This window comes from Pseudomonas sp. USHLN015, assembly GCF_037153275.1.
Classification (GTDB): domain Bacteria; phylum Pseudomonadota; class Gammaproteobacteria; order Pseudomonadales; family Pseudomonadaceae; genus Metapseudomonas; species Metapseudomonas tohonis.
In genome coordinates this window covers 1-12,872 of sequence record NZ_JBBCKP010000024.1, presented here as the reverse complement: position 1 = coordinate 12,872, position 12,872 = coordinate 1, and the positions used below count along the sequence as shown (strand labels likewise).

3 protein-coding genes are annotated in these 12,872 nt (G+C 68.9%); 1 reads left to right on the top strand and 2 read right to left on the bottom strand.

Features of this window, described 5'->3' with window-relative positions; translation table 11 throughout:
• Positions 1-303: 303 nt before the first annotated feature.
• On the top strand, positions 304-2,829 hold the full coding sequence (locus WFQ67_RS30135) for a TonB-dependent siderophore receptor (protein WP_337058998.1): 2,526 nt from the start codon (positions 304-306) through the stop codon (positions 2,827-2,829).
• A 317-nt stretch (positions 2,830-3,146) separates the two neighbouring features.
• Here WFQ67_RS30135 and WFQ67_RS30130 read toward each other — a convergent pair whose 3' ends face one another.
• Positions 3,147-4,097, bottom strand: a complete 951-nt coding sequence (locus WFQ67_RS30130) for an alpha/beta hydrolase (protein WP_337058997.1) — start codon at positions 4,095-4,097, stop codon at positions 3,147-3,149.
• A gap of 62 nt (positions 4,098-4,159) precedes the next feature.
• On the bottom strand, positions 4,160-12,872 hold an 8,713-nt coding region (locus WFQ67_RS30125; RefSeq protein ID WP_337058996.1), incomplete at its 5' end, for an amino acid adenylation domain-containing protein.

The following is a 12,872-nucleotide window of genomic DNA, read 5'->3' as shown; positions in this document are numbered from 1 at the left end:
TCCAGGCGATTTCGCAGGATGTCGGGCGGCGTTCCGCGAGCGCAGCGAACCCCATCACGCGGCGCTGAGAGAAGGGCCTGGCCTTCCAGGCATGGAACGCACTTCGGGCTGTCGAAAGGCGGCCTTTGACTGATTCGATGTACCCGGGTTCACCGTTCGATTAAATTTTTTTTATCGCTATCCGTCCTGTAAGTGCCCTCATCCATAACCGCATTCCCCAAGGGCGCAGTCGGCAGGGCACATCCGAACATCGGCGCTTCACCAGCGAAGTGGCGCCGCACTCTCACGACAGGACGGTAAAGCATGCAGAAGTACGATGTTGAACGGCGTTCATGGAGATTGCCCTATGCCTCGCGGCGACCGCTGAGCGCGCTGTTCTCGGCGATGGTGCTGGGGGCGGTCCTGGGCGGGCCGGTGAGTGCAGCCCCGAAACAGCTGGATATCCCCGCGCAAGCCCTCGACCGGGCGCTGACCGCCCTGAGCGAGCAGACCGGCGTGCAGATCCTCTACAGCGCCGATCTGGTCAGGGGCAAGCTGTCGACCGCCGTGAGCGGCAACATGGAGGTGGAAGCCGCCCTGGAAACCCTGCTCAGGGGCGCCGGCGTCACCTACCGCATCGAGAACAACACGGTCCTCCTCACCGGCGGCGCCGGGGAAAGCAGCGTCCTCGACCTGGGTACCACCTTCGTCTCCGGCCAGGGCATGGGCGAGGCCACCGAGAATTCCGGCTCCTACACCACGGGGCTGACCAGCGTGGGCTCCAAGACGCCCACCAGCCTCAAGGAAACGCCGCAGTCGGTGTCGGTCATCAGCAGCCAGCTGATCGAGGACCGGCGCATGACCACGCTATCCGACGCGATGAAGATGACGCCGGGCATCACCGTCAAGAACGGCACCTACCGCCTGCCCAAGCTGGCCTCCCGTGGCTTCGGCATCGACAACGTGCAGATCGATGGCGCGGCGCCGATGGACATCGGCTCCGGCGTGGGCACCTTCTACGGCAACAAGCTGTACAACCTGGCCGAGTACGACCACATCGAGGTCCTGCGCGGCTCCTCCGGCCTGCTGGGCGGCACCGGTGACCCGGGCGGCATCATCAACCTGGTGCGCAAGCGCCCGCTGGACCAGTACCAGCTGAAGTTCAACGCCTCCGCCGGCAGTTGGGACAACTACCGCACCGAGGCCGACATCACCGGCCCGCTGGGCTTCGACGGCAAGCTGCGCGGCCGCGCTGTGGTGTCCTACGAGGACCGCCAGTACTTCATGGACAACCGCAGCACCGAAGAGCCCTTCTTCTACGGCGTGCTGGAGGCCGATCTCACCCCGGACACCATGGTGACCGTCGGCGCCAGCTACGCCCGCACCCACGAGAACGGCACCGGCGACGGCCTGCCGCGCTACTCCCGTGGCGGCGACCTGCACCTGCCGCGCCACACCTGGTACACCACCGGCCAGGCCTACATGGACGGCCACGACGAGGAAGTCTTCTTCAAGATCGACCACTACCTGTCGGAATTCTGGAAGCTCAACACCAGCTACACCTACACGTACAACAAGTCCGACACCGAAGGCATCATCCCCTACGGCTCGGTGGACGAGACCACCAACATCGGCCCCTACTGGTGGGGCAGCTACGTGTCGTCCTGGAGCAAGCAGTCGGTGTTCGATACGAACCTCAGCGGCACGTTCGACGCCTTCGGCCGCCAGCACGAACTGCTGGTCGGTGCCGACTACCAGAAGGTCACCAGCCGCTGGCGCGCCGCCGACGGCATGCTCGGCAAGGGGGGCTACATCGACCTGTGGAACCCCGGCGCGTCGCCGTTGCCCACCAACGCCACCGACCACGACTACTGGCGCGACTACAGCCCCAACACCCGCGAACAGTACGGCGTCTATTCCACTGTGCGCCTGCAGCTGACCGACCCGCTGAAGCTGGTGCTCGGTGCCCGCGCGCAGCGCTACAAGTACGAGCAGGACTACCAGACCAAGACCGCTGGGGTCTGGAGCTACCAGTCGAAGATCCGCTACCGCGAGCCGACCAAGCTGGTGCCATTCGGTGGCCTGATCTATGCGCTGGATGACGAATGGTCGGCCTACGTCAGCTACGCCGAGATCTTCAAGCCCCAGGCGCAGAAGCTCAAAGGGCCGGTTGGCTCCTCCAGCGCTGTGGAGCCCATGACCGGCAAGACCTATGAAATGGGCCTGAAGGGCGAACTCTTCGACGGGCGCCTGAACCTCTCCGGCGCGCTGTTCTACACCAAGCGCCACAACGAGGCGATGACCGATCCCTCCTATCCGCAGGCACCCTTCAGCTATAGCGGCAGCTGCTGCTTCATCGGCCAGGGCAAGGTCATCAGCAAGGGCATCGACCTGGAGGCCACCGGCGAGATCACCCCCGGCTGGGAAGTGATCGCGGGCTACACCCTCAACATCACCGACAACCAGACCGAAGCCAGCGACTACACCAGCATCACCCCGCGCCACCTGGCCAAGCTGTGGACCGTCTACACCCTGCCGGGCCAGTTCGAGAAATGGCGCGTGGGCGGCGGCGTGGAAGTGCAGAGCGCCAACTACGTGTCCGGCTTCGCCTATGACTTCGACTCCATCGGCAATCCAATCAACCGGACGCCCTACGACTTCACCCAGGGCGGCTACGCCGTGTACGGCGCGATGGTCGAGTACAAGGTGGACGACAACTGGACGGTGGCCGTCAACGGCAACAACCTGTTCGACCGTCGCTACTACGAAACCGTGGGAACCTCCGAATACGGCAACTACTACGGTGCTCCGCGCAACTTCATGCTGACCCTGCGCGGCGAGTTCTTCTGATCCAGGCCCCACAGGGCTACGCGACACCAGGCTCCAGCGATCCCGGACGATCATGAAACCAAGAGGCCCATGCACAAGCATGGGCCTTTTGCATTGCCGCGCCGTTCGTAGCACGGCTTTTGTAGGATGCGTCGGGCGGCGTTCCGCGAGCGAAGCGAAACCCATGCCGTGGGTGTGCCAGGAGACCCAGGACCTCGCCTGAAACACCGAGCGGCGGTGCGCGCGGCACACCCTACAAGAGCCCATGTCAGCACCGTAGCCCGGGCTTCAGCCCGGGGTGGCACGGAGGGGTTACCGGTGACGATCCGGCGGGAGGGTCAGCGCGCGAGCAGCCATTGCTCCGCGTTGCGGTAGATCGAGGCCACCTCGTCGGTGATGCCGGACATGCGCAGGAAGTCGTGGGTGAAGCCGCGTTCCAGGGACAGGGTCACCTCGGTGCCGCCCTGGCGCAGGTGGTCGGCATAGGCGTGGCCTTCGTCCACCAGCGGGTCGTACTCGGCCAGCGACAGGTAGGTCGGCGCCAGCGGTGCGGTGGCTGGCCCGAGCAGCGGCGAGGCGCGCCAGTCCAGGCGTTGCCCGGCGGTGCAGTAGTGCTGGTAGAACCATTCCAGAGTCAGGCTTTCCAGCAGGTAGCCCTCGGCGTAGCGGCGGTGGGATTCCCGTTGCCGGCTGATGTCGGTGACCGGGTAGAACAGCAGCTGGGCGAAGGGCTTCAGGTGCTGCCGTTCCGGCGCGATCACCGCTTCGGCGGCGAGGACGGTGGCCAGGGTGGCGCCCACGCTGTCGCCGGCCACGGCGAAGCGCTGGGCGAGGCCCAGTTCCCGGGCGTGCCCGACCAGCCAGTTGGCGCAGTCGCTGGCGTCATCGACGGCGGTCGGGAAGGGTGCCTCGGGGGCGCGCCGGTAGGCCGGGGCCAGCACCGCGAAGCGCCCGCTGGCGGCCAGGCGGCGGCACACCGGGTCGTGCGAGTCCAGGTCGCCCACCACGTAGCCGCCACCGTGGAAGTAGAGAATGGTCGGCAGCGCTTCGCCCTGCCGGTGTTCCGCCCGGTAGAGGCGAGCCTCCAGCTCCGCGCCGTCGCGGGCGGGGATGCCCAGCGGCGTCACCGCCACCGAGCCCGGCGGGTCGGGGTCGAGCACGTGCGAGGTCGTGGAGAACTCCTGTCGCGCCTGCTCGACGCTGAGCTCGTGCATCGGGCGGCTCTTGCCGCTCAAGCGTCCCAGCTCGGCCAGCTCCAGGAAGGCTTCGAGATTCGGGTCCAGGGACATAGATGTTCCTTATCGTCGGTACGGATGGAAAAAGGGGCCCCCGGCAGGCCGGGAGCCGGGTGTCAGCCTGCGACCGGCTCGCTGTCCAGCACCCATTCGAGGAGGTCGTCGAGCAGGGCCGGGCGGCGCAGGATGTCGTAGTGCCCCGCGGCCACGGCCTGGTGCGAGCCGGCAGCGGGGAAGTGACCCTGCAACAGGCGCTGCTCGCCGGCGGGCCGGCCCTGCGTCGCCCACCAGCAGGCCGTCGGCGCCGCGATGCGGGGCACGTGCCGCCAGGCCAGCGAGAGGTGCTTGAGCTTCATCGCCGCGAGGAAGGTCTGGGCCAGCTCGTCCGCCGTGATGGCCGAGCGGGCGACATCGCCGCCGGCAGCCTCCAGGGCCTCGATGATCCAGCGACGCACGGTCTGCGAGTCGCTGCCCGGGGGCAGCGGCGTGCGCGGCAGCGCATCAGCGGGCACGCCCAGCAGGGTGGCGAGGAAGGCGCTCAGCTCGCGCTCCCAGCCTTCGCCGTCGTCCTCGTGCGACCCGACCGGGGTGAAGCAGTCCACCAACCCGACCTGCTCGACCTCCTGCCCCTGGCGTTCCAGCTCCTGGGCCACCAGCAACGCCAGCGCGCCGCCCAGCGACCAGCCCAGCAGGCGGTACGGCCCCTCGGGCTGCTGCCGGCGGATGAAGCGGGTGTAGTCGATGGCCATGGCCTCCAGGGAGTGGTCCTGCCAGTCCCGGTCCAGCAGCATGCGGCACTGGATGCCATGGACGCTGCAGCGCCCTTCGAGCCGTCGGGCCAGGGGCTCGTAGTCGAACACCGTGCCGAAGCCCGCGTGCAGGCAGAACAGCGCCGCGCCGGCCTGGCCGGGCGTGTTGAGCGCCAGCAGCGGATCGGGTTCGCGTACCTGCTCGTCGTAGCCGGACAGCTCGGCGATGGTGGGCTTGCCGATCATGTCGCGCAGCTTCAGGGTCAGCCCGAGTTCCGGGCGGGCGCGCAGCTTCGACAGCACCTTGAGGATGCGCAGCGAGTCGCCACCGAGTTCGAAGAAGTTGTCGGTGACCCCGACCCGCTCGATCTCCAGCACCTCCTGCCAGATGTCCGCCAGGGCGCGTTCCGTGTCGTTGCGCGGTGCGACGAAGGTGCGCAGCCCGAGGTCGGGTGCCGGCAGCGCGTTGCGGTCGACCTTGCCGTTGGCGTTGAGCGGCAGGGCCGGCAGCACGGCGATGTGCACCGGCACCATGTACTCCGGCAGCTCGCCCTGCAGCGCCGCGCGCAGGCTGTCGCCCTGCAGCTCGGCGGCGCCGGACACGTAGCCGATCAGTTGCTGGCTGCCGTTGACCTCGCGGGCGACCACCACGGCGTCCTGGATGCCGGGCAGGGCCCGCAGGCGCGCCTCGATCTCGCCCGGCTCGATGCGGAAGCCACGGATCTTGATCTGGTTGTCCAGGCGGCCGAGGTAGTCGATGACGCCATCGGCGCGCTGGCGCACCCAGTCACCGGTGCGGTACAGGCGGCCGCCGATGGAGAAGGGGTCGGCGACGAAGCGTTCGGCGGTGAGCCCCGGGCGCTGGTGATAGCCGCGTGCGAGGCCTTCGCCACCGATGTAGAGCTCGCCGGCGACGCCACGGGGTACCGGGTTGAGGTGGCCGTCCAGCACGTAGAGGCTGCGCTGGCCGACCCGCGAGCCGATGGGCGCGTAGCGGGCGCCGCAGGTGCCGCTGGCGGCGGTCTTCCACAGCATCGGCGTGACCACCGTCTCGGTGGGGCCGTAGCCATTGGTCAGGGTGACCGGCTTCAGCGCGCGCTTGACCCGCTCGAAGTTGGCCTCGGCCACCGCGTCGCCGCCGAAGCAGTAGACCCGCACCGGCGGCGGTGACTGCTCCCGGGCCTGGGCATATTCGGCCAGTTGCTGCAGGTAGGCGGGCGGGAAGCAGGCGATGTCGATGCACTGTTCGTGCAGGGCCTGCCAGGTTTCCTCGGCGGTCCACAGGCGGTTGTCGCGGATCACCAGGCAACCCCCGTGGGACAGGGTGGTCAGCCAGCGCTCCTGGGCACCGTCGAAGGCGAAGGACATGAACAGCAGCTCGCGGGTCTGCGCCGTCATCTCGTACAGCTCGCCGATGGCCTGGCAGTGCATGCGGATGGCCTCGTGGGCCACCGCCACGCCCTTGGGCTTGCCGGTGGAGCCGGAGGTGTAGATCAGGTAGGCCAGGTGGCCCCCTTCGGCGTGCACCGGCAGCTCGTCGGCGGCACGTGCGGGCAGCGGCTCGTCGAGCAGCAGCAGCGGCGTTGCCCAGAAGCCGTCGAAGCGCTCGCACAGCGGGCGCCTGCTAATCAGCAGGCGCATGGCGGAGTCCTCCACCACCCAGCGCAGGCGCTCGGCGGGGTGCTCGATGTCCAGCGGGACGTAGGCCGCGCCGGTCTTCATCACCGCGTAGAAGGCCACCAGGGTGTCCACCGAGCGTTCCAGGGCGACGCCGACGATGCTCTCCGGGCCGATGCCCCGCTGGTTCAGTTCGGCGGCCAGGTGGGTGGCGCGCTGCTCCAGTTCGGCGTAGCTCAGGCTGTGCCCGGCGCACACCGCGGCGATCGCCTCGGGCTGCACCAGGGCGTGCCGACGGATCTGCTCCGCCAGCAGCGGCTGGGCCTGCGAGGGCAGGAAGTGGTTCTGCTCCTCGAGCAGCGCCTGCTCCGCCGGGGGCAGCATCGGCAGGCTGCCGATGCGCGCGTCCGGCTGCGCCAGCAGCGCCCGCAGCAGGGTTTCGAAGCTGCTGCGGATCAGCTGCACGGCCTCTTCGGTGAAGGCGTTGCGCAGGTAGAGGAACTCGATGCTGAAGGTGTCTTCGAGGTGCACCGCCAGGTCCATGGCGAAGTTGGTCACGTCGCGCCCGTTGACCTTGCCGAAGCGCAGGTGCTCCTGCTCCGCCTCCTGCAGGCGTTCGTCCACCGGGTAGTTCTCGAACACGATGATGCTGTCGAACAGCGCCTGGCCACCCTGGCCGGACCAGCGTTGCAGCTCCGCCAGCGGGGTGTGTTCGCGCTCGCGCACCTCGACGTTGTAGCCCTGCAGCTGTTCCAGCCACTGGCGCACCGAGTGCTCGGGGCGCGGCGTCTGGATGATCGGCAGGGTGTTGATGAACAGGCCGAGCATCTTGTCGGCGCCGGGCAGGCTGGTGGGGCGGCCGGCCACGGTGGCACCGAAGCAGACGGTGGCCTGCCCCGTGCAGCGCTGCAGCAGCAACAGCCAGGCGGCCTGGATCAGGGTGTTGGGGGTGACGCGCAAGCGCTGGGCCTGCTCGCGCAGGTGCTGCGTGGCGTCGCGGTCCCAGTGCAGGTACAGCGCCTGGTGGCCGACGCCATTGGCGTCGGGGCGCGGCGCCAGGTGGTCGGCGAGCAGGGTCGGCCCTTCGAGGGCTTGCAGCTTCTGCCGCCAGAAGGCTTCCAGGGGTTCGCCGGGCTGGGCCTGCAGCCAGGCGATGTAGTCGCGGTAGCGGCCACGGCGCGGCGCGGGCTCCAGGCCGTTGTAGGTTTCCAGCACTTCACCCAGCAGGCGCGAGTTGCTCCAGCCGTCCATGAGGATGTGGTGGCTGGTCCACACCAGGTGCGCGCGGCCGTTCCCCAGGTTGACCAGGGTCAGGCGCATCAGCGGCGCTTGCAGCAGGTCGAAGCCGCGTGCGGCCTCGTCCTCGGCCAGGGCCGGCAGGGCCTCGGGCGTCACCTCGCGCTGGCTCCAGTCCAGCAGCGTCGCCGGCAGGCGGGCGCTGCGGTAGACCACCTGCAGGGGCTGGGCCAGGTGGCTCTCGCTGCAGAAGCCGGTGCGCAGGATCTCGTGGCGGGCGATCACCGCGTCCCAGGCCGCGACGAAGCGCTCGGCATCCAGGCCTTCGACGTCCACCGCCATCTGGTTGATGTAGTAGGCCGCTTCCGAGGCCTCCAGGGTGTGGAACAGCATGCCTTGCTGCATGGGCGACAGCGGGTAGATGTCCTCGATCGCCGCCAGGTCCAGGGGCAGCCTGTCGAGCTGCGCCTGGGTCAGCCCGGCCAGGGGGAAGTCCGACGGCGTCGCGCCCCGGCTGCCGGCGGTGCAGCAATGCTCGATCAGCGCGTGCAGCTCGCGGCTGTAAGCCTCGGCCAGGCGCGCGATGGTGGCCTCGTCGTACATGTCCTGGCTGAAGGTCCAGCCGATGTTCAGCTCGCCGCCATAGATCTGCCCATTGAGGGTCAGCCAGTTGCCCAGCGGGGCCTCCTCGCTCTGTTCCTGGCCGCTGCCTTCCGGCGCCGGCACGAAGAGCGCGCCTTCGGCATCGTCGAAGCTGTTATCGAACTGGCCCAGGTAGTTGAAGGTGATGCGCGGCGTCGGCAGGGCGGCCAGGCGCTGGCGGGTGTCGGCCTCGCCCAGGTGGCGCAGGGCACCGAACGACAGGCCCTTGTCGGGCAAGGCGCGCAGGGTTTCCTTGACGCCCTTGATCGAGCCGGCGAGGTCGTCGCCAACGCTCAGCTTCACCGGGAACAGGCTGGTGAACCAGCCCACGGTGCGGGTGAGGTCGATGTCGTCGAACAGGTCCTCGCGGCCGTGGCCTTCCAGTTGCACGAGCACGTCCGGGTGGCCGCTCCAGCGGGCGACGACGCGGGCGAGGGCGGTCAGCAGCAGGTCGTTGATCTGGGTGCGGTAGGCCGCCGGGGCGATCTGCAGCAGGCGCCGGGTGGCGGCCTGGTCGAGGTGGCTGCTGAGGGTCCTGGCCTGGCTGTTGCACAGGCTGCCGTGGGGGTTGTCGCAAGGCAGGTCGACCGGGGCGTCGGCCAGTTGCGCCAGCCAGTAGGGCAGGGCGGCGCGGCCGGCGGTGCTCGCGGCATAGCCGTGCAGGCGCTCGGCCCAGGCCTGGGTGGAGCTGGTCTTGGCGGGCAGCGTCGGTGCGTGCCCGGCGTCGAGCTGGCGGTAGAGGCTTTGCAGGTCCTCGAAGAGGATGCGCCAGGAAACCCCGTCCACCGCCAGGTGGTGGATGGCCAGCAGCAGGCGCTGGCTGCCGTCGGCCAGGTCGACCAGCACGGCACGGACCAGCTCGGCCGACTCCAGCGCGAGGCTGCGCTGGGCCTGCTCGGCGAGGGCCGCGAGCTCAGCAACCGTGGGCAACTGGCGGTGCCAGAGCACCGGGCGCAGGGCGTCGGGTGCGAGCACCTGGGCCTGCCAGGCACCGTTGTGCTGGGCGAAGCGTTGGCGCAAGGCGTCGTGGTGGACCAGCAGGGCCGCCAGTGCCCGTTCCAGCAGCACCGGTTGCAACCGGGCAGTCGGGCGCAACAGGACGGCCTGGTTCCAGTGCTGGCGCTGGGGGATGTCGGTGTCGAAGAAGGTCTGCTGGATGGGCAGCAGGGCGAGCGGCCCGGTCACCGGCCCCTGGTCGATGACCTGGGCTTCGCCGAGGCGGGCGACGGCGGCCAGCTCTTGCACGCTCTGGTGCAGGAACAGGTCCTTCGGGGTGAACAGGATGCCCGCCTGGCGCGCCCGGCTCACCACCTGGATGGAGATGATCGAATCCCCGCCCAGCTCGAAGAAGTTGTCGGTCACGCCGATGCGCGCGACCTTGAGGATGTCCTGCCAGATGTCGGCGATACCCCGTTCGAGGTCGTTGCGCGGCGCCACGTAGGCGGCCTGCACCACGCTGGCATCCAGCGCCGGAAGGGCCTTGCGGTCGAGCTTTCCGTTGGTGGTCAGCGGCAGGTGGTCGAGGAACAGCAGGTGCGCCGGCACCATGTAGTCCGGCAGGTGTTCGCGCAGGTGGGCCTTCAGCGCCTCGCGCAGGCTGGCTTCGTCGAAGTCGCCGCCAGGCACCAGGTAGGCCACCAGTTGCGGGCCGCCGTTGCCGTCCTGGGCCAGCACCGCCGCTTCGCGGATCGATGCGTGCGCCAGCAGCTGCGCTTCGATCTCGCCCAGCTCGATGCGGAAGCCACGGATCTTCACCTGCTGGTCCAGGCGGCCGATGTACTCGATCACGCCGTCGCTGCGGTAGCGCGCCAGGTCGCCGGTGCGGTACAGCCGTTCGCCGTCATGGGAGAAGGGGTTGGGCACGAAGCGTGTGGCGCTCAATGCCGGGCGCTTCAAGTAACCACGGGCCAGGCCCGGGCCGCCGACATACAGCTCGCCGGTACAGCCCTGGGCCACCGGGTTGAGGGCACCATCGAGCAGGTACCAGGTCAGGTCGGGGATGGCTTCGCCGATGGGGCTGCTGGCGGCCTGGTGCAGGTCGTCGCGAGACAGCGGGCGCCAGGTGACGTGCACCGTGGTTTCGGTGATGCCGTACATATTCACCAGGCGCGGCTGGGTGTCGCCGAAACGCTCGAACCAGGGCGCCAGGCCTTTAACTTCCAGTGCTTCGCCACCGAACACCACATAGCGCAGTGCGTCGGCTTGGCTGCTGGCAGAGCAAGCCACGCCCATCAGCGCCTTGAAGGCCGACGGGGTCTGGTTGAGCACGGTGACGCCTTCGCGGCAGAGCAACCCGTGGAACTCATCGGGCGAGCGGGTCACCCACTGCGGCACGATCACCAGGCGACCGCCGTACAGCAGCGCGCCGAAGATCTCCCACACCGAGAAGTCGAAAGCGAAGGAGTGGAACAGGCTCCAGACATCCTGCGGGCCGAAGCCGAACCAGGCGTCGGTGGCGGTGAACAGGCGCAGGGCGTTGGCGTGGCTGAGCAAGGCGCCCTTGGGCTTGCCGGTGGAGCCGGAGGTGTAGATCACATAGGCCAGGTTGGCGGGGTTGAGGGCTACGTTGGGGTTGTCGTCGCGGCCTTGCCCATCGTCGGGCTCCAGGGAAAGCACCCGAACCTGCGGCGGGATGACCAGCCGCTCGCGGGCGCTGTCTTCAGCCAGCAGCAGGCTAAGCCCGCTGTCTTCGATCAGGTAGGCCAGGCGATCTTCCGGGTAGGCCGGGTCCAGCGGCACGTACGCACCGCCCGCCTTGAGGATCGCCAGCAGACCGACGATCACTTCCAGGCCCCGCCCGGCGGCCAGGCCGACCAGGGTGTCCGGTCGCACGCCTTCGGCGATCAGGCGATGGGCTATTCGATTGGCGCGGCGGTTGAGCTCGCCATAGGCGAGGGTCTGGCCTTCGAAGCTGAGGGCGATGGAGTCGGGTGCCTCGGCAGCGCGCTGCTCGAACAGCGAGTGCAGGCAGGACTCCACCGGGAAGCGGGTGGGCGCGGGGTTCCAGGCCAGCAGGTTGGCCTGTTGTTCGGCGCTGGACAGCATCGGCAGCTCGGCCAGGCGCTGGTTGGGGCTGGCGACCATGGCGGCGAGCAGGTTGCGCCAGTGATCGGCCAGCCGCTCTATGGTGGGCGCTTCGAACAGGTCGGTGGCGTAGGTGAGGATCGCCTGCAGGGTGCCGTCGTCGCCCTGGCGCTCGAAGGTGTCCAGGGTCAGGTCGAACTGGGCGGTGTGGTTGCTCCAGCCCATGGCGTCGACTTCGAGGTCGGCGATCACGGGCAGGGCGCGCTCGCTGCCGCTGGCGGTCTGGTGGTTGTACATCACCTGGAACAGCGGGCTGTGGGCCAGGCTGCGCTCGGGCGAGAGGGCGTTCACCAGCTGTTCGAAGGGCAGGTCCTGGTGCGCCTGGGCGGCGAGCAGGGTCTGCCTGGCCTGCTTCAGCAGGGCCGGCAGCGGCATCTGGCCGTCGAGTTCGGCGCGCAGCACCAGGGTGTTGACGAAGAAGCCGATCAGGCCCTCGGTTTCCAGGCGGTTGCGGTTGGCGATGGGCACGCCGATGCGGATGTCCGCCTGGCCGCTGTAGCGGTGCAGCAGGGCCTGGAAGGAGGCCAGCAGCAGGGTGAACAGGGTCATGTCGTGCTGGCGGGCCAGTTGCTTGAGGCGGGCGGTGAGTTCCGCGGGGATCTCGAAGTGCAGGCGAGCCCCCAGGTGGCGACTGACGGCCGGGCGCGGGTGGTCCAGCGGCAGTTCGAGCACCGGTTGTTCGCCACCGAGCTGCGCGGTCCAGTAGGCCAGTTGCCGGTCACGTTCGCCGGCGTCCATCCACTGGCGTTGCCAGGCGGCGTAGTCGGCGTACTGGATCGGCAGCGCCGGCAAGCTGGTGGCGAGCCCTTGCGCGTGGCCGTGGTAGAGCTGGACCAGCTCCTCGACCATCAGTTGCATGGACCAGCCATCGGCGACGATGTGGTGCAGGGTGACCGCCAGGATGTGGTCGCGCTCGTCCAGGCGCAGCAGGCGGGCACGCAGCAGGGGCCCCCGGCGCAGGTCGAACGGACGGCTGATCTCCGCTTGCAACCAGCTCTCGGCGGTGGCTGTGGCCGCCAGGTGATCCAGGTCGATGGAAAGCGGGTAGGGCGCGGCGATGATCTGGACGGTGGTGTCCTGTTGCTGGCCGAAGTGCGTGCGCAGCGATTCATGCCGGGCGATCAGGTCGCTGAACGCCTGCTCCAGGGCGCCGATATCCAGCTCGCCCTTCAGGCGCAGCGCCGAGGGGATGTGGTAGGCGGCGCTTTCCGGCTCCAGCTGCCAGAGGAACCACTGGCGCTCCTGGGCATAGGACAGCGGCAGCGGCTGCTCGCGGGAAACCGGCAGCAGCGGCGGCTCGGCCTGGGCCAGCGGTCGCTCGATGGCGCGGGCGAAATCGCTCAGCTGCGGGTGCTCGAACAGGGTGCGCAGCGACACGTCCCGTTGCAGCTGCTGGCGCACCCGCGACACCACCTGGGTGGCCAGCAGCGAATGCCCACCCAGCTCGAAGAAGCCGTCGTGGCGACCAACCCGCTCGACCCCGAGCAGGGCCTGCCAGATA

Excerpts from the sequence above, each read along its gene's own strand:
- WFQ67_RS30135 (WP_337058998.1), top strand. The coding sequence starts at position 304 with ATGCAGAAGTACGATGTTGAACGGCGTTCATGGAGATTGCCCTATGCC.
- WFQ67_RS30130 (WP_337058997.1), bottom strand. The coding sequence starts at position 4,097 with ATGTCCCTGGACCCGAATCTCGAAGCCTTCCTGGAGCTGGCCGAGCTG.